Source organism: Actinotignum sp. usb-actsch-213 (genome assembly GCF_059085665.1).
The window spans coordinates 1-19,979 of the sequence record NZ_JBHNSQ010000075.1; the positions used below are offsets into that span (position 1 = coordinate 1).

Genomic DNA, 19,979 nt, shown 5'->3' on the forward strand with positions numbered 1-19,979 from the left:
TGGCAGCCATCTAGCTGCGTCGTCGTTCTTAATAACGCAGGCTGCGCATTTCCGGGCCGCGCAAACTTGCGTATCCTGCCGCGCAGATGAGGGCGGTCAGAGCGAGGCTGGTGTAGGCCACCGTCCAGCCGTAGCCGGTCACCAGGTGGGGGATAAGGAAATTCGCGAGGGTTTCACCGGCCAGGTAGCCCGCCGCCCCCACCACCCCGGTGGCTGCGCCCGCCACATTATCGGGAACCAGGGAGAGGGTGAGCATATTAATACTCACCTGGGGCCCGTAGATGAGGGCGCCGAGCAACAGTGCCCCAGCCACCGAAGAACTGCTAAAAGCCAGGTGGGGCCAGGCTGCGAGCGCCACGGCCAGGGCCAGCATTGATTTCATAGCGGCGGAGGAAGCCCGGTTAGGGTGGCGTGCCGCATAAGCCCCGAAAGCGAAAGAGGCCGGGATTGCGGCCAGCTCCGCGCCCGCGAGCGCGATTTCCCCGGTGCGGCCGGCGGTGTGGGCGGCGGCGAAAATAACCACCCAGTTGATCACGCCGAAGCGGATGCAGTAGAGCAGGGTATTAATGCCCACGAGCGTGAGGATCCAGCGGTTGGTGAGCACTGCCCGCACCACCGTGGGCCAGTAGCCATCCGCGCGGGTGCTCAGTTGCGGGGTGCCGGCCGGGCCGAAAAGCATGGTGAGGGTGGGCAGGCCCTGGCGCCAGGGGCGGTCGGCGCCGGTGCGGTAGGCCCAGATACCCACCGCGATAGTGAGCAGGCCCGGGATAAGGAAAATATGGAAACGGGCCAGGCTCCAGCCGGTGAAGGCCCCGGCGAGCAGCGGGAGGAGAGCGGCCCCGAGGTTCTGGGAAGTATTCCAGATCGCCACTCGCGAACCGCGCGAAGAATTGGGGTACCAGGCACCCAGGAGCACCAGGGCGGCCGGGGCGAGGGCTGATTGCACCAGCCCGTTCGCGAAAGTCAGGGTTGCGATAGCGCGGGCTGAGCTGGGAATACCTGTGAGGATGCACAGGATTCCGGAAATAATAAGCGCACCGCCAAAAAGGCGGCGCAGGGAGACGCGGTCCGCCACCATTCCGAAAATGATTTTCCCGGCACCGTAAGCGAGGGTGAAAGCGCTGAGCACAAAGCCGACCTGGTAGAGGGACCAGCCTTCTTCCTCCACGAAGCGAGCGGAGACCACTTTGAGGTTATTTCGGGTGGTATAGGCAAATACATAGCCGATATAGACAACGAGGAAGACATGGGCGCGCCAGCGGTAGTAATCCGGGGCCGGGGGTGGACCCGGCGGGAACCGCGTGGCGGCCATGATTCCTCCTTCTGGTGCCTCAGCTGGAGGCGAGTTACCCGCGCGGGCGACCTTGCCCACCCGCCGTCACCTTGCTCACGCGATGGCGTAAAATCACAGTGGAAACTGACAGTCAGTTTACCTAGGATAAGGCGAGAGCGGGTACTCACCCGCTCGTGATCCCGCGATGGAAAGGAGCGCTTATGGCTCGTCGGCTTGCCGATGATTTGGCCGACCACCTGCGCGAACGCATCCTTTCCGGAAATATCGCGCCGGGGGAGCGCCTGGCCGAAGCCGCGATTGCGGAGGAGTATTCGGTGGCGCGTTCCACCGCACGCATCGCGGTGGAATCGCTTATCGCGGATGGATTAGTGGAGCGTGAAGCACGCAAGCACCCGCGGGTCGTTACCGTGAGCAGCTCCGAGATTCCGGAGATCGTGGCGCTCCTCGATATTAGTGAGTCCCTCGCGCTGGCGCGGATTATGACCGGTCATCCGGACCTGCGCCCGCTGCGCGCGGTCCGCGGGGAACAGCCCAGCCGGGTGCTCCACACCCTGGTGGAAGTTTGCGGTTCCAAACGCCTGGAATTACTCCACCGCCCACTCACTTTCCACACCATGTTATACGCGGCCAGCTGCGCTGCTGCTAGCCGTGTTGAATCTGAAGGGGGCCGCGCTCAGAGCAGCGGCGCTGCTGCCCATCGCGCAGATGTTAACCACGCGGCGGATACCGCCGTGGCCCAGGCTCAAGATCAGCTGATTGACGCGGTTTTGCTCGGGCAGGAAAGCGCCTGGGAAGCACTGCGTGCTGTGCAACGGGCGCGCCAGGCTCGGCTCCGGGTGGAGGAAGGCGCGGTGCTTTCGCGTACCGGCGGGGTTATCCAGCAAAAGCTAAGGTAGGCTGGCCGGCTACCGGCCCGTCCATCCACCACAGCGCCCCGGCGCCCCGCGAATCATCATTTTCGCGGGAGACGGTCACGAAAACATCCTTGCCGTCCTCCCCGCCCAGGGTTACCGCGGTGGTCCCGGTGACCGGGAGCTGATACTCCTGCACGACCTGGCCGCTCAGATCGAGCACCCGGATGATTCCGGCCCGGTTGAGGGCCACCCACACATTCCCTTCGCTGTCCACGGTCAGCCCGTCCGGACTCGCGCCTTCCACGTGGTGGAAGTCGCTGCGGTGGTGGAGGCCGCCTGCGTCGTCGACCTCAAAAACAGAAATCGCGCGCGTGGACGTGTCGATGTAATAGGCGCGGGTGCAGTCAGGCGAAAAACCGATGCCGTTCGAGGTGGTGACCGTATCCAAAACTATGCTGACCTCGAGAGTGGGTGAAATACGGTAGAGGCGCGCGGTGCCGCGGGTGGTGGCATCGCGGATGTAGGGCATGGAACCGGCGTAGAGGTAGCCCCACGGGTCCGCGGTGCCTTCGTTCATGCGGTAGGCCGGGCTGTTCCACAGCGTTGCGGCCGGGCGCGGGGTGGCCGAGGCGGTATCGGCCAGAGCCAGGCCGCGTTCGGTGGCGACGACGTAACCTCCGCCCGCGCGCGGGCGTACAAATGCCGCGATTTTTGAGCCGGTGGCCAGGCGATCCACCCCGCCATCGCTACGCAGGGTAAGCAGATCGCCGGCGAGCATATCCACGAAACGCAACCCGCCCCAGCTCTCCGACCACACCGGACCTTCGGCGTGGAAAGCAACCACGTCGGTAATTTGTTCAAAAGCCATGCTCTCCAGCGTAGGCCAGCGCACCCAAGCTGGCTAGCCGCAGCGCTCGCGCGTCCGCATTACGCGGTGATGAAGCCCAGCACCCCGCTTGCCGCCAGCACAACGACGAGGGTAAGCACGGCGAGCAAGCCGAGGGAATAGGTAGCGCCGCGGCGCAGCAGCTCCGGTTCGCTGCCCGGGGCACGTACCGCGGTGGCCGCAATCGCGAGGTTTTGCGGGCTAACGATTTTCCCGAGCCCGCCCCCGAGCTGGTTGGCGGCCAGGAGGAGATTCGGGTCAATACCGGCCCCGGCCGCCGCGGTGGCTTGCAGGTTCCCGAAGAGCGCGGCCGAGGACGTGGCCGAGCCGGTCACCGCGGTGCCGATCCAGCCGAGGAACGCGGAGAGCGCCGCGAAAGCGGTGCCGGCCAGGGCAATGAACGCGCCGATGGCCTGGGTTTGACCGGAGAAATTCATGACGTAGGCGAGGGCCATAATGGTGGCAATCGTTCCCACGGTCACGGCCAGGTTCGCCACGGTGGCACCCAGGGTGGCCAGGCCGGTGCGGAAAGAATAGGGGTAACGCCCGCCGGAGGAACACCGTGCGTACACCGCGGTGACCACCATTCCGGTGAGAAAAAGCATCGTCCCCGGGGAGGAGAGCCAGTTGAACGTAAAGGTGGTGGTAGAAAGGGCGTTACCGGCCTGGTCCACCAGGTGCCCGTGCAGGCCGGGCCAACCGAAGCTGATATCGGTTTGGGCCAGGAATTCGATACGGCGCGGGGCGCCGGTGCTGCCGGCACCGCTCGGGCCGGCGGGGTTTGCCGTTCCCGGTACGGTGACCCGCCATAATTTCGTGACCGCGAGGACCACCACAACCAGCAGGTAGGGGAACAGGCCCAGGAAAACCCGGCTGGCGGAGATTTTCTCGCGCGCCGGGGCGCTGGCGAATTTGGCCGGGGTGCGGGCCGGGCGCCAGCGGGTGAGGAGCACGGCGGTAAGTGCGAAGGAGAGGAGGGAGGCGATCACGGCAATGAGTTCGTGAGAAATGAAATTCGAGGCGATTACGTGCCCGGCTACCATGCCGATTCCGGCGGTGAGGGCCACCGGCCAGGTGTCTTTTACGCCGCGTTTGCCGTCCACGATAAAAACGAGGAGGAGGGGAACTCCCACGGCCACCACGGGGATAATACGCCCGGCTACCGCGGCTACGTCCATGGGATCGGCAACCCCTCCCATGCGGGCCACGGTGGTGAGAGGGATGCCCATGGCGCCCAGGGCCACGTTGATGCCGTTGCCTACCATGGTGGCCAACGCGGCCTTGACCGGGGGCAAGCCGATGGCAAGTAGCATGGCGCAGCTAATGGCTACCGGCGCGCCAAAACCGGCCAGCCCTTCAATGAGGCCGCAGAAAATAAAACCGATGAGGATGGTTTGCACTCGCATATCCCCGCGCCCCAGCGCCGCGAAAACCGCTTGGACGTCTTTGCTGCGCCCCGAGCTTTCGGTGAGGTTATACAGCCAGACAGCCATAATGACGATGTAGCAAATGGGGAAGAGCCCGAATGCCGCTCCTTGGAGTGCGGAGAGCCCTGCCAGATCAACTGGCATCCCGAAACCGGTGACGGCAATGATCAATGCCAGGCCGAGGGAAATAAGGGAGCACCAGTGGGTGGAGATGGAGAATACTCCCAGGAGCACGAAGAACACCAGGAGTGGGAGCGCCGCCAGGAGGGCGGAAAGCCACAGCTGCCCGCCGACCGCATCGGGCACGGGCGTGAAGGTGGTGCTGGTGAGGAGCGTGGAATCGGTGAGAACGGCGGAAAGCGGGCTCGGCACGGCGAGCAGCGCGGGGATACAGGGCATTCCTTTATCGTACCGGGGTGGGAGCTGCCTTTATGATGACCTTATGGCTAGCTCGGACGTGAGATTATCCGCCGCGATGCGTGCGGCTCTGGCGCAAGATGCGCGGCTGGCTCTCCCGCATTGCGGGCACGGGGAACCCGCCGCGATGCAGGCGCGCTACGAAGCCGAGCACCGCTGGTGGAATGAGGGCGGCCCGGACATTGCGTGGCGCGCGGCTACGCTCCCAACCCGGCACGGCGCTGTTCCGGTGCGGGTCTATTCGCCCGGTCAGGCTACCTGGCCTGCGGAATGCGGTGCGCTTTCGCCCGTAAAAATAGGTACGACGGCGCAGTTCGCGGCGGGCGCCACCCGGCCCATTATCGTGTATCTACACGGCGGGAGCTATTGCGTGGGCAGCCCGGCCACCCATGACCGCCTCACCCGCGAACTTGCCGCTACCACCGGTTACGCTGTCATGAGCGTGGACTACACTCTGGCGCCCGGAGCGCGTTACCCGCGCATATCTGAGGAATGTGAGGATGCGGTCATAGAGCTGGCGCGGCGATATCCCGAGTGTCCTATCGTGCTGGCGGGGGATTCTTGCGGGGCAACCTTGAGCCTGGGAACCTGGTGGCGGGTAGCGCGGCGGGCGGGCGAGGACGGAGCCGGCGAAAGAACGGATCGCGCGGATACAGTGGGCACGAATACGTCCCGGACCGCGGCCCGGAGGCTGGCGGCTGAGCGAATAGCCGCGCTCGTTTTGTACTACGGTGAATATGGCATGCCCGCGGCCGTCGTGGACACCGCCTCGCCGGATAGCACAAGCACCGCCGATGGGATGAGTCCCGCGGATCGTGCCTACTATGACTCCCTCTACTTTTCTTCGCCCACCGAGCGGGCCACGGCCCCGGATACCGCGCTGCTGCGCACCGAGTTGCACGGGTGCCCGCCCGTTTTTCTTGCGGTGGGGGACTGTGATCCACTGGTGGCCGATACCCAGGCCCTCGCCGCACATCTCAGAACAAGCGGGGTGCCAACGCATCTGGAGGTCGTCCCCGGGGTGATGCACGCTTTTCTCCAGCGGGTGCGGCTCCTTCCCGAAGCTGACCGCGTCATCGCGGATACCGCAGTATTTTTAGCTGAGGTTCTGGATCGCTCCGGTGGCACCTCCGACCCCAGCCACTCCGGTGGCCGCGCTCTCAGCGATAGGTAGGCGGTAGCGGCCTTCGCTTTCCTGGGCGAGGCCGTCCTCGAGGAGGGAGGCGAGGGCGGGAGCGAATCGCTCTTCGCTCAGGTGGCTAGCCCGCAGTAAGTCCGGGCGGGAGCACCCTTCGCGCCGTGCGCGTAAAACCGCCATGATTTTTCCGCGTGCTTCCCGCTGGGTCCCGGTGAATTTCTGGGTGGTGCGCGGGGCGGCATTTTGTGGTTTCCCGGCGGCTACCCAGCGGCATTCCGCGCGCAGCGGGCACCCCGAACAGGCCGGTTCACGCGCCGTACACACCAGCGCACCCAGCTCCATCAGAGCGGCGTTCCAGCGTGCCGCGCTCGGACCATCCGCGGGAACAAGTGCATCGGCTCGGGTACGTTCCCGGATTGTTTGATGGGCGGGTGGCAGAGCAACGCCGTCGTACACTCTCGCGAGCACCCGGCGAATATTCGTATCGAGCACAACTGAGCGCTGCTGGAATGCGAAGGCGAGGAGGGCGTCCGCTGTGTAGGGGCCGATGCCGGGCAGGGCGAGGAGTTCCTCGCGGGTGCGCGGGACCTGGCCGCCGTGCCCTTCCACCAGGGCGATGGCGCATTCACGCAGGCGTAGGGCTCGGCGCGGGTAACCGAGCCGCCCCCACATGATAAGAACATCAGCGGGTGCGGCTGTGGCCAGGTCGGCGGGGGCGGGCCAGCGTTCTAGCCAGGCTCGCCAGGCGGGTTCCACCCGGGAGACGGGGGTTTGTTGGCTCATCACTTCGCATACGAGAATCGCCCACGGGGAGGTGCCGGGCGCGCGCCACGGTAGTGGCCGCGCTGCGCCGTCGTACCACGATAAAAGATTCTTGAGCATTATCTGTAGTGTGCCGGAAACGCGGGGATTATGCACGTTTTGGTACCGTGGATCCGTGAAAGAAACGGGCGGAGAGCGCCGCGCGCAGAAGCGGCCTACGGGTGGTGCGCCGCGGCGTGGCCGCGAGCGGCGCGAGGATCAGGTTGGGCGAGCCGCGCGCATGAAGCGCGGGGAAAGCCAGCTTGAACGCCCGGTTCGCGGAAAAGAGCGCGGTTCGGAGCGGCGCGCAGCACCTTCGGCAGCTTCGGAACGTGGGCAGCGCAGCAACCGGGCGGATCGTCCGCCAGTTCGGCAGCGCGCCGGTGAATCACGTACCGCCCAGGTGCGCGGCGGTCACCAAGGACCAGCGCAGCAGCGTGCCAGCCGAAAGCAACGAAACCCACGGGAGCACGTAAGCCGGGAGCGGGAAATTCGGGAGCGTAGCTCGCGGGAACGTACTCCCCGGGAGCGCACGACCCGGGAACGCGCCGGGCAGAGGCGCGCTGGCCAGCGCACCAGCCGGGAACGTCCGGCACCTACCCGGCGGCGCCGCGCGGCGGTGCCGGCCAGCCCGCGTAAGCAGAGGCAGGCCCGGGAAAAGACGACAATTCTCGTCCGTTTGGAACCGAAGCATTGGCTGTGGATTTTTGCCGCGCTCGCGATAGTGATTGGCGCGGTGGTGACCTTTAAGTTTGCGGCCTCGCGCTCCCAGGAACACGCGGAAGCCCAGGCTGCGGTCCCGACGGCTTTTTATGAGCCGGTGGCCTGCACTCCGGATATGCTGCGGATGCGGGTGACGAATAATGAACGTGGTGCGGGAGCGCCGGTGTCTTTCTCCGTGGAGCTGACGAATAAGTCGACTACGAATCCGTGTTATGTGGATGCTGGGTGGGGCAATCTCAATGTGTCGATTACTTCCGGTGGGCATCAGGTGGCGAATACCGCGGCCTGCCAGGCAGGGCAGGAACACCGGCGCTTGCTGCTGGATCGTGGGATGGATGCCGTGACCACGGTGACGTGGCCGGGCGGGAACGAGGGAGTCGGGTGCGGCAGTTCGGGTTCGCTATCCACGCCGGGAACGTACAAAGCGGAAGCTATTTTTGCCGACGGCGCAGCTTCTCCCGCTACCGCGGTTTTTGAGCTGATTACAGGAGGCGGTGCGCAACCCGCCCGCCCCAATGATGAGGCCGGTGCCGAAGCGAGCCCCGATGCCAGCCCGGCTTCCGGCCCGGATGCTAGTCCCGCTGCGAACGGCGCGGAAGGTGAGAACCAAGAAGCAGTTCCCGCCCCGGAATCTGGCGGTGGAGAAGGAGCGGAGACTCCTGCACCGGAGGGGGAATCTGAAGCGGCGAATTAGCCGGATTCCGCCGCGTATAGACCACCTTCTTCCTGCGCTTACGCCATCTACGCACAGCCTTGTAGGCCTAACCGGTGGGTAGCACCGCCTCCAGAGCCCCTCGAATATCCGCGCAGCGCTGCACCCGAATCCCCTCGGGTAGTTTCGAGCTATCGGTACGTTCGGGAACAATGGCGAGGGTGAAGCCGAGCCGGGCGGCTTCGTTGAGGCGCTGGGGGAGCCCGGTGACCGGGCGAAGCTCCCCGGTGAGGGCAACTTCCCCGATGGCGATCACCCCGGGAGCGAGCGGCAGATCCACGTAGGCCGAGGCCAGCGCTAAAGCAATTGCGGCATCCGCGGCCGGTTCACCGGCCTGAGCCCCACCCACCGTGGATACAAAAATATCTTTTTGATCCAAACTCAAACCCAGGCGTGATTGCAGCACCGCGACCATCATGGCAACCCGGGCAGAAAGCACTCCGGAATTGGTGCGCTGCGGCCGCCCGGAAGAAGGAACCACCAAGCCCTGGACTTCCACCGGCATGGGCCGCCGCCCTTCGAGAGTCATGGATACGCAGGTGCCTGGAACCGTGTGATCCCGGGCGGAGAGGAACAACCCGGACGGATCGGGAAGCCCCACAATCCCGCTTTCGGTGAGCTCAAAACACCCCACCTCATCGGTAGCCCCGTACCGATTCTTCACCGCGCGCACCAAACGCAGCCGCGAGTGTTTATCCCCCTCAAATTGGCAGACCACATCAACCAGGTGTTCCAGAACGCGCGGCCCGGCAATGGAACCATCTTTCGTGACGTGCCCGACCAACACCACAGGCAGGCCGTGCGTTTTGGCCACGCTCACGAGCGCCGCGGTAACGGCCCGCACCTGCGCCGGCCCGCCGGCTGTTCCAGCTACCTCAGCATCGGCTAAGGTCTGCACCGAATCCACAATCAGGAGGGAGGGCCGGGCATTTTCAATATGCCCGAGAGCCCGCCCGATATCGCTTTCCGAGGCGAGGAGCAGATGCTCATCCATCGCACCGATGCGTTCCCCGCGTAAGCGCACTTGGGAGGCCGATTCCTCCCCGGAAATATAGAGAACCGGCGCCCGCCCCGAACGTGCCGCGGCCCGCGCGGCCTTCGCCGCCACATCCAAGAGCAGGGTAGATTTGCCCACCCCCGGTTCCCCGGCAAGCAAAATTACCGCGCCGGGAACTAAACCGCCGCCCAGCACCCGATCCAATTCGGATACCCCGGTGGGAATTTTCCGCGCGGCGGTAGCCGGCACCGAGGTGATGGGTTGCGCCGGTGAGGTGGGCGCTAAAGCGGCCGGAGCCGCGGAGGGCGCGGCCGGACTGTGTTGATCAAGCGTGCCCCACGAGCCGCACCGCGCGCAGCGGCCCATCCATTTGCCGGTGGACCACCCGCACTCGCTGCATTCGTACACGGTTGCCGGTTGTTTTGCCATGCCATCATCCTAGAGGGGGCCTACGACATAAAAATCGTGAACTAAAAGTCGCTACCGAATTGCTACCGAGCCGAACCCGCTACCGCGCCGAACCCACCGCAGGGATCCACCCTTGTCGGTTAGCGAACTCCTCCAGCAACTCGGTATCTCCGGACACAATAATCGTGTCATCTGCCCCGATGAGGGTGTCTTCGGTGGCGTATTCAAAGGGCTGGTTCGGGGCCTTCACTCCGATAATCCGCACCCCGAAACGCTCACGGATACGTGATTTCGCGATGGTGAAACCGCGAATTTCCCGCGGCGGCCGCATTTTCACGATGGAGAAGCCGTCCTCCATCTCGATATAGTCGAGCATTCTGCCCGAGACCATATGGGCTACGCGCGTACCGGCGTCGTACTCCGGATAAATCACGTGGTGAGCGCCGATGCGCCGCAAAATACGGCCGTGCGCACGCGAAACCGCTTTCGCCCAAATCTGCGGAATCCCCAGATCAACCAGGTTTGCGGTCACCAGCACGGAAGCCTCCAGTGAGGTTCCCACGCCCACCACGGCCACGGTGAAATCCCCGGCGCCCACCTGGTCGAGCACCTCCATACTGGTGGCGTCCCCTTCCACCACCCGCAAGCGATGGCTCCACCGCTGCGCGGTATCGGGATTCTTTTCGACGACGAGCACGTCACGCCCCAAATCATCGAGCGTGGTAGCGATGGCGGTCGAAAAACGCCCCAGTCCCACCACGAGGATGGCTTGTTCGTCGCGCGTATCCGGCATAGCCGCCCTTTCTCCGGTCACAATATCTCTGGCTCGTAGTCTAACGCTCCGCGCCAAAATTCATGTCGTAAGCCCGTGCGACCATGGATTCATGCAGAAATCCTGCGTAAACGCACTCAATCGTTATCAAAGAAAGGCAGGTCATCATGGATAGGCTTTCCGTGATACGTGAAAGGTCTCGTCAGCAGGCCCATCGAAGGCGGCAGATGCTGCGGGAGCTCACCGCTATACGCGTGAATAAAGGTCTTACTCAAGAAATTGTGGCGCGGCGAATGTGCCTGGATGAGGAGGCGGTTGCGGAACTGGAGGAGGGCATAACTAATCCAACAATCCATGCGCTCCAGCTTTACGCTGTGGTGATCGGCGCTGGCCTTTTCTATACGGTGAAAGATCTCGATGCTGAGGAGGAGCGTTCGAAGCATGAGCACTCCTGATAGGAGGAGCACTCGTAACAGGCGGGGTGGACGCCTTAGGATAAAGGCAGTCGCCGGTTATCGGCCCGGGTAGGCAGGGGATGGTATGAAGGACTGGCGCGCGCTCGCGGTGGGCGTTATTAAGGCGCTGGTGGTGGCCGCGTTTGGCGGCGGAGTCGCTTTTCTCACGGTGACTCTCCTCAACCATATTTTCCCACCGGCAACCCCGAACGCTATCGCCCCGGCCATCGTGGTTGCGGTACTGTTGTTCCTTTCCTCTTTGCGCAGCATTTTTAGGAACGACGGCGGCTCAGCCGGCACCAAGCGCCGCAGCTCGCGCAGGTAAACCCCGGGATGGGGCACCTGCCCGCTTAGCCGATAATCGGCCGCTCTTCGGGCAGTCGGATGGTGCGGCGTCGTGACCGCAGCGCCAAAGCGGCCGCGAGCGTCATCGTGCCCGTGCGTCCAAAGAACATGAGCAACACCAGCACGAACTTCGCACTGGCCGGCAACGCCCCGGTAATCCCCGTGCTCAAACCACAGGTAGCGAAAGCGGAAATTACCTCAACCAGGATCTCGGAAAAAGTGAAATTCGTCAGCTGAAGCAGTGCCACCGAACCGGTCACCACCATAATCCCGCCGGCGAAAGTCGCCGCAATAGCCAAGCGCAACACCTCGGCAGGGATACGCTTACCGAAAGCCTCGGTATCGCGGTCACCGCGCGCCTCAGCGCGAATGGCCAACAAAAGTACCGCGAAAGTCGTTACCTTAATACCGCCCGCCGCAGAAGCTGAACCCCCACCGATAAACATGAGCGAATCAAGGAGAATCCAGGACGTTTCACCCATGGCACCCACATCAATCGTGGTCAAGCCCGTGGAACGCGCATCCACCGACAGCGTGAGCGCGGCGTTGATCTTATCGGCCACCGCCAAATTACCCAGGGTATTCGGGTTATTCCATTCCAGCACCGCCAGGAAAACCGCGCCGAGCACCGCCAGGCTGATATAGGTCACCAGCGTAATTTTCGTGGTCACTGACCATTTGCGCGGCCGGGCACGATTACGCCACATATCCAAAACCACCGGGAAGCCAATTGCCCCGGCCACAGTCCCCAAAATAATCGGGATTGTCAGCGCCCACTGCCCCACGTACGGGCTCACACCCTCGGGCATAATCACGAAGCCGCCATTATTAAAGATGGAGACCGCCATGAAATAGGAATGCGAAAGAGCGTGAAGTAGAGCCTCGCCATTGCGCAAAAAGAAGGGGAGGAGGGCCAAGAACAAAATGGCCTGCGCCGTCGATGCCACAATAATGACCGCGCGCAGCAGCCTCCCCACTTCGCCCAGGCTCGATTGATTCTCCTCCGCGGTGAGCATGCGTTGGGTGAGCCCTACGTGCCGGGAAACCGCTCGTCCCAGAATCGAGGCGAGTGTCATGACGCCCAAGCCGCCCACAATCAGCCCGAAGGAAATAAAAAGCTGGCCCCACACCGACCAGTACGTCGCGGTATCAACCGTCACCAAACCTGTTACACATACGGAGGACGTCGCGGTAAAGAGCGCATCAATAAAAGGAGCGCTCTTCCCCGTGGTAGTGGCCAAGGGTAAGGACAGCGCGGCGGTGAGAAACAAAATAATAAGCGCGAAGATCAGCAGGGCTAAACGAGCCGGCCGGTCCCGCGCCACCCGGTCCACGCGCCCACTCACGGCTGCTAAACGATCACGCCAGCTCAGGCGTGCGGATGCCACCTCAGGGTGTGCTGACATGGGCGTCCTCCGGGTCCTCGAGCTAGCGGTTGCGGCCAGGGAAAACGCCGCGTACCTGTTCCGTAGTATATTCCCCTGCCTCATACATCACGGAAAAGCGGCACATAACATGCAGAAAATGCTGTGAATGCTGAGAATATGGGATATCCTTGCTGTAGCTGTTGCCGATGTGGCAAAAAATTACTCCAGGATGATGGGATGAACCAGATGCAAATGCCTTCGTCTCCGCAGTTTTACACCGTCGCGGAAGTGGCTGAATTGACGCGTGTCTCGAAGATGACCGTCTATCGCATGGTTCACGCCGGTGATCTGCCGGCCGTACGGGTGGGAAGCTCCTACCGGGTACCCGCCAGTGCTGTCGAAGCACTTCTGTCTGGAAATAGCGTCCCGCAACAGCGCGCGGTCGGGGAATAGTGCCGCCGCACGGCCGATGCGCGTCGTCGCCCGAAACGGTGGCAGGCCCGGAGCGGTTGTGAATTTAACCGTGTTCTGATTCACGCGCTACGCATAGGCGGGCGCGGGCCGGTAAGATACTGTGATGTTCCATCGGGGCGATTCCCCGCGATCTAGTTTTGGAGGTGCCTGTGGGTTCCGTTATTAAGAAGCGCCGCAAGCGTATGTCGAAGAAAAAGCATCGTAAGCTGCTGCGTAAAACTCGCCACCAGCGTCGGAACAAGAAGTAGTTCCCCGCGTGCGGAAGGGCCTGGATGTCCGGGCCTTTTTGTTTTGGTGCGGCGGTGCCGAAAGAAATAGAAAAGTGAAAGTGCTCACATGTATGGCGGGCATTCCCCGGGTAAACCTTGACAATTCGGGCAAAAATACTTATCTATAATACTACTGAAGTAAGGGTATCCTTCCTAAAAAGAGAATGTAACTCTGAGTTATGTTCGTGTAAAGGTATACTTCACCTGATGCTGTGGTTGACGGCGCTTCGCCAGGCACGGGCGTGCCGCGCGCGGTACCGCGAAACAGCACCACTTAGGGCCCCTTCACCCCGGCATCCCAACGTGGGAAAATGAGGAGGAGTGGCGTCGTAGTTCATCCGGTGGGAGCCGGGTGCGTTGCGTCCGGCGCGGGCGCAACGACGTAATGAAGACTCGCACGTCCCGTGTGAGTTGCCGTTAATGTCACGAAGTGACATCGTGCCTGACGAAGGGAAGAATCTCATGGCCGCGGAAGTTCGCTGGCTTTCTGAAGAGGAACAGTTTGCCTGGCGCGCGTATCTGCGCGCGACAGCTATGACCGCAGAGGCGCTCAACCACGCACTCATGGTCAATTACAATCTGTCATTGAACGAATATGACGTTCTCGCCCGTCTCTCTGAGGCGGAAAATCGCTGCATGCGGATGTCGACTCTCGCCGACGTGATGGTACATTCTCGCTCGCGGCTCACCCACACCGTCCGCCGCCTGGAGGCGCGCGGGCTGGTAGCCCGTTCCGCCAACGCGCATGACCGGCGCGGGGTGGATTGCACTCTCACCGACGCTGGTTTCGCACTGCTGGAGAAGGCGGCCGTTACCCACGTCATTTCGGTTCGCGCTCACCTCGTGGACAAACTCGGTCACGATGACTTCCTCAAGATGGGCGAGCTGTGTGCCCGCCTGGTGGGCAACCCCGCCGATATTTGGTAGACGCTCGGGCACGCCGGTCGGAGCGAGCTTCCCAAGGAACCTAGCTTCGTCCGGCCGGCAGCTCCCGGTGCCGTAGACTGGCATCATGATTGACGTAACAGTTGTTCACCTGGTCCGCCACGGAGAGGTGGATAACCCCAGTGGCGAACTTTACGGTCGCCAACCCGGTTTTCACCTCACCGATCTGGGCCGGGAGATGGCCGGCAGTGTTCGGAATTTCTTCCGCGGGCGTGACGTGCGCGCGGTGGTATCCTCTCCGCTAGAACGGGCCATTGAGACTGCCACACCTACCGCGCAGCTCTTCGACCTTGAGGTTGGCACCGATGCCAATCTCATCGAAGCGGGCAATAATTTCGAGGGTATTAACGTCAACCGGAATCGCTGGATCCTAGCCTCTCCGAAATTCTGGCCGTGGTACATCAATCCTTTCCGCCCCTCCTGGGGTGAGCCGTATACGGATATTGCCGCACGTATGACGAATGCGGTACGTAAGGGATTGGCAGTAGCACGCGGCGGTGAAGCGGTCCTTGTTTCCCACCAACTTCCGATTTGGACGCTGCGTTCCTTCGTGGAGGGGCGCTCCCTCGCCCACGACCCGCGCCGGCGCCAGTGCGCACTGTGTTCGGTGACTTCGCTGACGTTCCAGGGCACCAGCCTGGTGGCGGTGGATTATGCTGAACCCGCGGCCGAGCTCCTGGCCCGGGCACGTGATATTACCCCGGGGATCTCCGCGGCTGACGAAAACCGTGGAGACTAGGGATATTAGCCGGGGCCGGCGTGGTAACTACGGCGGCTAGAAGCCCCCGAGGTCACTCGGCTCGCGGTTTTCCGCAGGAAGACTAATTCTGCGCGGGCTGCGTGGGTTGCGTTCCCTCGGAATCATCGGGATTATCCGGGTGCTTTCCGCTTGCTTCGGGGCTGTTTGTTCCGTGTGCTTCACCCGTGGCGGGGGAGTCCGATGCGGCGTCGTTCTCACGCTGTTGCCGTTCCCATTCGCGGAAACGGTTTTCCGCGTCCAAACGGGACAGGAAATCCGGATCGTCGTCGGGTGCAACGGGGCGACGGCGCCGCTGTGACGAGGAACGACCCCGCCCAAAAGAACCGAGCGAGATATTTTGCTGCGGGAATTTGACCGGGAAAGAAAAAGCGATCCACAGCAGCGACCCGAAAACCGGCACCAGAACCGTGAGGGCGAGCCACGCCGGCTTACGCAGCCGGCCCGGCATGCGGGTGGTGTCCGTGCGGATGACGTCAATGATGCCGTAAATCCAGATGCTGACGGCAAAAAGTGCCATAATTACTCGGGCCATACCACCATCTTAGTCGTTCGCACCGGGGGCTACAGCTGCCTAGACCAAGAGCGAACTGGCCCAGAAAGATACCAGGACCGCCAGCGCGAAAGCGAGCTCGGTAATGCCCGTGGTTTTCAGCACCGGGATAAGAGCGCGCCCCTGCGCGCGGGACGGTCCGCGGCTGAGCATCCGCCAGCTATTGCGGAAAGCAATAGCGAAGGCGGGGAGATAGAGAAGGAGGGACGCCTGGTGGGTGCTCGGCGTGAATGCCAGCACGACGCCGCATCCCATGGCCACCGCGAGCATTGCAACATAGAGGCGCCGTGCCCAGGTATCGCCCAAGCGCACCGCGAGAGTATGTTTCCCGGTAACAGCGTCGGTGGGAATATCGCGAATATTATTAGCCATAAGAATAGAGCAGGCGATGAGGCCAACGGCGCTTGCGGCAACCCAGGCTTGCCAGGGCACCGTGCCGCCCTGGATATAGACGGTGCCGCAGGTAGCTACCAAACCGAAGAAAATGAAAACAAAAACTTCGCCCAGTCCCATGTAGCCGTAGGGGTGGCGCCCGCCGGTATAGAACCAGGCAGCCAGCAGTGCTGCCACGCCCACTCCGATAAGCCACCATTTCCCGCACCAGGCGATAATGATGAGACCCACGAGAGCCGCGAGGGCGAAGCAGGTGAGGGCCACCGCGAGTACCACGCCCGGGCGCACTGTTCCGCCACCCGTGAGGCGGGGTGGACCGGTACGGTGATCGTCAGTGCCGCGAATCCCGTCGGAATAGTCGTTCGCAAAATTCACGCCGATCTGCAAGAGCAGAGCGAGAACGAAAGCCAAGGCAAGAATAGGGCCGTATAGCGTCCCCTCCCACAGCGCGATTCCAGCCCCGGCGATCACCGGGGAGACACTTGCGGGAAGGGTGCGAACGCGCGCACCTTCGAGCCAATCAGTAACAGTTGCCACGGCCGCTTATTCTATCGAGAGAAACATCCTGAGCGCATCACCCTAACCGCGAGGGATTACGCGGGATACTCCGGGTGTAAAGCCACGCCGCCCGGGGCTCCGGGCACGGAAGGATGATGTGGGATATCCGAGGCGTGCGGGGTGAGGTACCCCGTCGCCATCGTTTCGGGCGGGAGGGTGCGGAACAATCGCGAGAAAGCTTCCACCACGAGGCCCAGGCCGATCCCGATGAAAATGAGGTACCAGTGCAGGTCGTAACTGGCACTGGCCAGTTCCATTCCCTGCGCGGTCATCTTGGCTGAACCGCGGGCGATACCCCAGATAACCGCGGTGGTTGCCCCGAATCCGAAAGGCATCACCGTCCAGGCAATAGCCCCGAATTCCATGCGCGGATCACGTGAACGGCCCCAGCGGTAGGCCGTCCACACCAGAGCGAGAATCATGGAGATGAGCGCGATGATGGCGGGCACGGTAGCCAGGTGTTCCCAGAGCAGCAGCGTGGTATCACCCTGGGCATTCGGGCCCATTCCCAAGCCGGTGGCATCATACATCGCAGCGAAGGAGGCACCCACCGCCCCGAACATGGTCACAACTCCGGTGGTGAGGAAGAAGGGGAAGGCCACGAGGAGCCACTCGATACTCGCGTCCTGGCGGACCATGAGGTCAATTCCAAAAGCGAGAGCGGAAATGCAGCTCACCAGGATAAAAGCGGTGAAGGCTAGGCGTACCGCGTGCGCGTAGGTGGGAATAGAGGACGCAGCCGTGAGGGTGAAACGGTTACGCGGGGTGGATTTCACCGTGGTCATGCGCCCGAAGCCCGCGGCGAAAAGTCCGAGCGGGAGGCAGGTGAGCGCCGTGAAAAGGGGGCTGGCCTGTAAAGCAAGCGGCGGAATCGGTTGGCCCATGAAGGCACCGCCCGGGCTCAGATCCACCCGCATGAACGCGGCCAGCCCGGCGCCGATTGCCGCCAGTACCCCGGCCGATACCCAGGCCGGAATCCACACCAGCAGGGTGGAATTTCGCTTGCCCCGGCCCACCCACTGGTTGAGGAAGTAGATGATGAGACCGATGAGGAGGGTGAGGGTGAGAGCCGGAACGAAGAAACTCATATCAAAAAGACTCGGTTCCGCCACTACTCGCGCGGTGCCGCCCAGGGCTAGCAGCAAAGTAAGGGCCGCCCACTTCGGGGCGGTGAGTACTTCGGCGAGGTTCACCCCGCCCATATCGAGACCGCTCATGCCGCGCAAGCCGAGCCAGGCGAAGAAAAGCGTGATAAGGAAGGTGACCACCACCGCGATCACGGGGCTCAACAGAGCCACAATCCAGGTACGGGCGCCAAAATCGCGGCGCACATCGGCCAGCAGAGGCGGGGTCATCGCTGGCATGGGCGTGGGCAGGGACATAACGACTCCTCGATTCGTGACTTCTTTTTCAGTCTAGTCCCGACCTGACGGAAAATGGCCGGTTTGAAGTCCCTCGGGGCGTCCGTCGAAGCCGGGTATTTCCCGCGGATGTACACCCGGCCGGGATTCTACTCTTGCCAAATACGCCCAAGCTGGTTGAATAGAGGGCATGTCTGCACGTGCACAACTCAGCAAAGATCCGCGCGCCGTCGCTGGGATGTTCGACCAGGTCGCCCCGCGCTACGACCTGAGCAATGACCTCCTCAGTTTCGGGCAGGTGCGGTTGTGGCGCCGCTACGTCACCGAAGCTCTGCGTATTGAGGAGGGGATGGAGATCCTCGACCTGGCCTGCGGAACCGGTACCTCCACCGAGCATTTTGCCCGGGTGGGGGCGCGTGTGGTGGGCGCCGATTTTTCGGATGGGATGCTCGAGGTTGCGCGCCTGCGCCATCCTGATCTGCGTTTTGTGCAGGCCGATGCCTGCGATCTTCCCTTCGCGGATAATACGTTCGACGCCGTGACTATTTCCTACGGCCTCCGTAATATTCACGATCCCCAGCGCGCCCTTGAAGAAATGGCTCGCGTGACGCGCCCGGGCGGGCACGTGGTTATTGCGGAATTTTCCACGCCGTCCTGCGCGCCTTTCCGCGCCCTCTATCACGGCTATCTGCGCCACGTGCTCCCGCGGGTGGCGGCCCTGGCCTCCTCGGATGGTCCGGCCTATGCCTATCTCATGGAGTCGATTATTGACTGGCCTGATCAACGCACTCTGGCCGGCTGGCTGCACGAAGCCGGGTGGCGCGACGTTGAATACCGTAATATGTGCAACGGGATCGTTGCGCTGCACCGCGCTACCCTGCCGGCGGCGCACTGAGGCACCGGGCCGCGGGCCGGCGCACCATCGGAAAGCTAGGATTGGCTATCGTGAAAGACCTGACTGTCGAAGAGCTACTCACCCGCGTGGGGGAGCGGCTCGGCGTCGTCGAAAAAAAGCTGGACGCGGCCACGCATTTTGGTGACCTGCGCGTGGACCCGATCACCACGTATCTTGCCGAGGCGGGCGGAAAGCGGATGCGGCCGGCCTTGGCGTTGCTCTGCGGGTATCTGGGCCCGGAGCCGGAATCCGAGCGGGTCGAGCACGTGGCGGTGGCAATGGAGCTCACGCATCTGGCCTCGCTTTACCACGATGACGTTATGGATGAAGCTCCGCTGCGGCGCGGGGTTCCGGCCGCGCATCGCAATTACGGTAATTCCGCGGCGATTATGGCCGGAGATATTCTATTTTCGCGCGCTTCGTCCATGATGGCGGACCTGGGAGCGCGGGCGGTTAAGGATTACGCCGAAACCTTCCGGCGCCTGTGCACCGGACAGCTGCTGGAAACCGTGGGGCGCACGCACGGAGTGTCCCCACGGGCGCACTACCTGGAGGTTCTTGCCGGGAAAACCGGGTCGCTTATTGCCGCCTCAGCACGTGAAGGCGTTTTTGCCGCGGCCGGGAACCGGGAGGCCGAGTACGCCCCAGTTGCTGCTCGGGTGCAAGAATTTGGCGAAAACGTGGGGATCGCCTTCCAGATCGCCGATGACTATATCGATGTTGTTTCCGAAGAAACCGGTAAAGAACAGGGCACGGACCTGCGCGAATCGGTGGATACCATGCCCACTATTTTGTTGCGGGAACGCGCCGCCGCGGGGGTATTGGACGACGACGGCCGAGCGATCTTGGCGGAATTGGACCGCGGAGAGCTTGCCGGGCAGCGCCTTGATACCGTGCTCGAAGCTTTGCGGAATCATTCGGTTATGGAAGAAACCCGGGCGCTCGCCGAGGAATGGGCGGCGCGGGCCGTGGCGGCTATCGCTGACCTGGAGAACACGGCGGTACGGGAAGCTCTAACGCAATATGCCCGCTCGGTGGTGGACCGTACGGTCTAGGCGGCCGGCTTTGCCGAGCTGGTGAAAAACTGAGCGTAATGAAGAACGCAAAGCTAATGGTGAAAGAGGTGCGGCGGGGCGCGCTTCTACCCCGTACAATTGCATCCGTATGCCCACGGTAAG

21 protein-coding genes are annotated in these 19,979 nt (G+C 62.8%); 11 read left to right on the top strand and 10 right to left on the bottom strand.

What is annotated here, in order from left to right; genetic code table 11:
- Positions 1-28 precede the first annotated feature (28 nt).
- Complete coding sequence (locus AC5RK6_RS07775) at positions 29-1,312, bottom strand: MFS transporter (RefSeq protein ID WP_320757609.1); 1,284 nt, start codon at positions 1,310-1,312, stop codon at positions 29-31.
- A gap of 182 nt (positions 1,313-1,494) precedes the next feature.
- Here AC5RK6_RS07775 and AC5RK6_RS07780 point away from each other — a divergent pair, with 182 nt between their 5' ends.
- Positions 1,495-2,190 carry a GntR family transcriptional regulator gene (locus tag AC5RK6_RS07780; RefSeq protein WP_320757608.1) on the top strand — a complete coding sequence of 232 codons (696 nt, stop codon included), beginning with the start codon at positions 1,495-1,497 and terminating at the stop codon, positions 2,188-2,190.
- Here AC5RK6_RS07780 and AC5RK6_RS07785 read toward each other — a convergent pair.
- On the bottom strand, positions 2,168-3,016 hold the full coding sequence (locus AC5RK6_RS07785) for an SMP-30/gluconolactonase/LRE family protein (protein ID WP_320757607.1): 849 nt from the start codon (positions 3,014-3,016) through the stop codon (positions 2,168-2,170). The genes AC5RK6_RS07780 and AC5RK6_RS07785 overlap by 23 nt on opposite strands.
- A 59-nt stretch (positions 3,017-3,075) precedes the next feature.
- Complete coding sequence (locus tag AC5RK6_RS07790) at positions 3,076-4,860, bottom strand: L-lactate permease (RefSeq protein WP_320757606.1); 1,785 nt, start codon at positions 4,858-4,860, stop codon at positions 3,076-3,078.
- A 43-nt stretch (positions 4,861-4,903) separates the two neighbouring features.
- On the opposite strand from AC5RK6_RS07790, the gene AC5RK6_RS07795 reads away from it, so the two are divergent.
- Entirely contained in the window at positions 4,904-6,052 is a 1,149-nt protein-coding gene (locus AC5RK6_RS07795) for an alpha/beta hydrolase fold domain-containing protein (protein WP_320757605.1), read from the top strand.
- Here the strand turns inward: AC5RK6_RS07795 and AC5RK6_RS07800 are convergent.
- Positions 5,975-6,898, bottom strand: coding sequence for an HhH-GPD family protein (locus AC5RK6_RS07800; RefSeq protein ID WP_320757604.1), 924 nt, complete (start codon positions 6,896-6,898; stop codon positions 5,975-5,977). The two genes, AC5RK6_RS07795 and AC5RK6_RS07800, sit on opposite strands and share 78 nt — an antisense overlap.
- A gap of 55 nt (positions 6,899-6,953) precedes the next feature.
- Here AC5RK6_RS07800 and AC5RK6_RS07805 point away from each other — a divergent pair, with 55 nt between their 5' ends.
- Complete coding sequence (locus AC5RK6_RS07805; RefSeq protein WP_320757603.1) at positions 6,954-8,234, top strand: hypothetical protein; 1,281 nt, start codon at positions 6,954-6,956, stop codon at positions 8,232-8,234.
- A gap of 67 nt (positions 8,235-8,301) precedes the next feature.
- Here AC5RK6_RS07805 and radA read toward each other — a convergent pair whose 3' ends face one another.
- Both radA and AC5RK6_RS07815 read right to left on the bottom strand, forming a co-directional pair.
- Complete coding sequence (gene radA, locus AC5RK6_RS07810) at positions 8,302-9,678, bottom strand: DNA repair protein RadA (protein WP_435730753.1); 1,377 nt, start codon at positions 9,676-9,678, stop codon at positions 8,302-8,304.
- A gap of 79 nt (positions 9,679-9,757) precedes the next feature.
- The gene (locus tag AC5RK6_RS07815) at positions 9,758-10,450 is read right to left on the bottom strand and encodes a potassium channel family protein (protein WP_016441787.1); all 693 of its coding nucleotides are present in this window, start codon (positions 10,448-10,450) and stop codon (positions 9,758-9,760) included.
- Positions 10,451-10,596: 146 nt separating this feature from the next.
- On the opposite strand from AC5RK6_RS07815, the gene AC5RK6_RS07820 reads away from it, so the two are divergent.
- The gene (locus tag AC5RK6_RS07820) at positions 10,597-10,884 is read left to right on the top strand and encodes a helix-turn-helix domain-containing protein (RefSeq protein WP_435730754.1); all 288 of its coding nucleotides are present in this window, start codon (positions 10,597-10,599) and stop codon (positions 10,882-10,884) included.
- Positions 10,885-10,969: 85 nt separating this feature from the next.
- On the top strand, positions 10,970-11,209 hold the full coding sequence (locus AC5RK6_RS07825; RefSeq protein WP_435730755.1) for a hypothetical protein: 240 nt from the start codon (positions 10,970-10,972) through the stop codon (positions 11,207-11,209).
- 25 nt (positions 11,210-11,234) lie between these two features.
- Here the strand turns inward: AC5RK6_RS07825 and AC5RK6_RS07830 are convergent, their stop codons facing one another.
- Positions 11,235-12,635 (bottom strand): TrkH family potassium uptake protein, encoded by a 1,401-nt coding sequence (locus AC5RK6_RS07830; protein ID WP_435730756.1) that lies wholly within the window; start codon positions 12,633-12,635, stop codon positions 11,235-11,237.
- A 207-nt stretch (positions 12,636-12,842) separates the two neighbouring features.
- Here AC5RK6_RS07830 and AC5RK6_RS07835 point away from each other — a divergent pair, with 207 nt between their 5' ends.
- The 4 genes from AC5RK6_RS07835 to AC5RK6_RS07850 all read left to right on the top strand — a co-directional run bounded on the left by AC5RK6_RS07835 (position 12,843) and on the right by AC5RK6_RS07850 (position 15,023).
- Positions 12,843-13,049 carry a helix-turn-helix domain-containing protein gene (locus AC5RK6_RS07835; RefSeq protein ID WP_394532901.1) on the top strand — a complete coding sequence of 69 codons (207 nt, stop codon included), beginning with the start codon at positions 12,843-12,845 and terminating at the stop codon, positions 13,047-13,049.
- 170 nt (positions 13,050-13,219) lie between these two features.
- Positions 13,220-13,318 carry a 30S ribosomal protein bS22 gene (locus AC5RK6_RS07840; RefSeq protein ID WP_005504750.1) on the top strand — a complete coding sequence of 33 codons (99 nt, stop codon included), beginning with the start codon at positions 13,220-13,222 and terminating at the stop codon, positions 13,316-13,318.
- 441 nt (positions 13,319-13,759) lie between these two features.
- Positions 13,760-14,266, top strand: a complete 507-nt coding sequence (locus AC5RK6_RS07845) for a MarR family winged helix-turn-helix transcriptional regulator (protein ID WP_394532847.1) — start codon at positions 13,760-13,762, stop codon at positions 14,264-14,266.
- Positions 14,267-14,351: 85 nt separating this feature from the next.
- Positions 14,352-15,023 (top strand): histidine phosphatase family protein, encoded by a 672-nt coding sequence (locus AC5RK6_RS07850; protein WP_394532850.1) that lies wholly within the window; start codon positions 14,352-14,354, stop codon positions 15,021-15,023.
- An 82-nt stretch (positions 15,024-15,105) separates the two neighbouring features.
- Here AC5RK6_RS07850 and AC5RK6_RS07855 read toward each other — a convergent pair whose 3' ends face one another.
- Genes AC5RK6_RS07855 through AC5RK6_RS07865 form a run of 3 tightly spaced genes read right to left on the bottom strand, consistent with a single transcriptional unit; the run spans position 15,106 to position 17,927 of the window.
- Complete coding sequence (locus AC5RK6_RS07855) at positions 15,106-15,576, bottom strand: PLD nuclease N-terminal domain-containing protein (RefSeq protein WP_394532852.1); 471 nt, start codon at positions 15,574-15,576, stop codon at positions 15,106-15,108.
- Positions 15,577-15,615: 39 nt separating this feature from the next.
- Positions 15,616-16,524, bottom strand: coding sequence for a 1,4-dihydroxy-2-naphthoate polyprenyltransferase (locus tag AC5RK6_RS07860; protein ID WP_394532854.1), 909 nt, complete (start codon positions 16,522-16,524; stop codon positions 15,616-15,618).
- Between the two features lie 56 nt (positions 16,525-16,580).
- Positions 16,581-17,927, bottom strand: coding sequence for a hypothetical protein (locus AC5RK6_RS07865; RefSeq protein WP_394532856.1), 1,347 nt, complete (start codon positions 17,925-17,927; stop codon positions 16,581-16,583).
- A 169-nt stretch (positions 17,928-18,096) separates the two neighbouring features.
- On the opposite strand from AC5RK6_RS07865, the gene ubiE reads away from it, so the two are divergent.
- Positions 18,097-18,801, top strand: a complete 705-nt coding sequence (gene ubiE / locus AC5RK6_RS07870) for a bifunctional demethylmenaquinone methyltransferase/2-methoxy-6-polyprenyl-1,4-benzoquinol methylase UbiE (RefSeq protein WP_394532857.1) — start codon at positions 18,097-18,099, stop codon at positions 18,799-18,801.
- Positions 18,802-18,851: 50 nt separating this feature from the next.
- Entirely contained in the window at positions 18,852-19,856 is a 1,005-nt protein-coding gene (locus AC5RK6_RS07875; RefSeq protein ID WP_394532859.1) for a polyprenyl synthetase family protein, read from the top strand.
- The last annotated feature ends 123 nt before the right edge of the window (positions 19,857-19,979 follow it).

Bases quoted from the DNA above. Each gene is read 5' to 3' on its own strand.
- AC5RK6_RS07845 (WP_394532847.1), top strand. From the start codon at position 13,760: ATGTCACGAAGTGACATCGTGCCTGACGAAGGGAAGAATCTCATGGCC.
- AC5RK6_RS07850 (WP_394532850.1), top strand. From the start codon at position 14,352: ATGATTGACGTAACAGTTGTTCACCTGGTCCGCCACGGAGAGGTGGAT.
- AC5RK6_RS07775 (WP_320757609.1), bottom strand. From the start codon at position 1,312: ATGGCCGCCACGCGGTTCCCGCCGGGTCCACCCCCGGCCCCGGATTAC.
- AC5RK6_RS07820 (WP_435730754.1), top strand. From the start codon at position 10,597: ATGGATAGGCTTTCCGTGATACGTGAAAGGTCTCGTCAGCAGGCCCAT.
- AC5RK6_RS07815 (WP_016441787.1), bottom strand. From the start codon at position 10,450: ATGCCGGATACGCGCGACGAACAAGCCATCCTCGTGGTGGGACTGGGG.
- AC5RK6_RS07865 (WP_394532856.1), bottom strand. From the start codon at position 17,927: ATGTCCCTGCCCACGCCCATGCCAGCGATGACCCCGCCTCTGCTGGCC.
- radA (WP_435730753.1), bottom strand. From the start codon at position 9,678: ATGGCAAAACAACCGGCAACCGTGTACGAATGCAGCGAGTGCGGGTGG.
- AC5RK6_RS07780 (WP_320757608.1), top strand. From the start codon at position 1,495: ATGGCTCGTCGGCTTGCCGATGATTTGGCCGACCACCTGCGCGAACGC.
- AC5RK6_RS07835 (WP_394532901.1), top strand. From the start codon at position 12,843: ATGCAAATGCCTTCGTCTCCGCAGTTTTACACCGTCGCGGAAGTGGCT.
- AC5RK6_RS07795 (WP_320757605.1), top strand. From the start codon at position 4,904: ATGGCTAGCTCGGACGTGAGATTATCCGCCGCGATGCGTGCGGCTCTG.
- AC5RK6_RS07825 (WP_435730755.1), top strand. From the start codon at position 10,970: ATGAAGGACTGGCGCGCGCTCGCGGTGGGCGTTATTAAGGCGCTGGTG.
- AC5RK6_RS07785 (WP_320757607.1), bottom strand. From the start codon at position 3,016: ATGGCTTTTGAACAAATTACCGACGTGGTTGCTTTCCACGCCGAAGGT.
- AC5RK6_RS07790 (WP_320757606.1), bottom strand. From the start codon at position 4,860: ATGCCCTGTATCCCCGCGCTGCTCGCCGTGCCGAGCCCGCTTTCCGCC.
- AC5RK6_RS07830 (WP_435730756.1), bottom strand. From the start codon at position 12,635: ATGTCAGCACACCCTGAGGTGGCATCCGCACGCCTGAGCTGGCGTGAT.
- AC5RK6_RS07855 (WP_394532852.1), bottom strand. From the start codon at position 15,576: ATGGCCCGAGTAATTATGGCACTTTTTGCCGTCAGCATCTGGATTTAC.
- AC5RK6_RS07800 (WP_320757604.1), bottom strand. From the start codon at position 6,898: ATGCTCAAGAATCTTTTATCGTGGTACGACGGCGCAGCGCGGCCACTA.
- ubiE (WP_394532857.1), top strand. From the start codon at position 18,097: ATGTCTGCACGTGCACAACTCAGCAAAGATCCGCGCGCCGTCGCTGGG.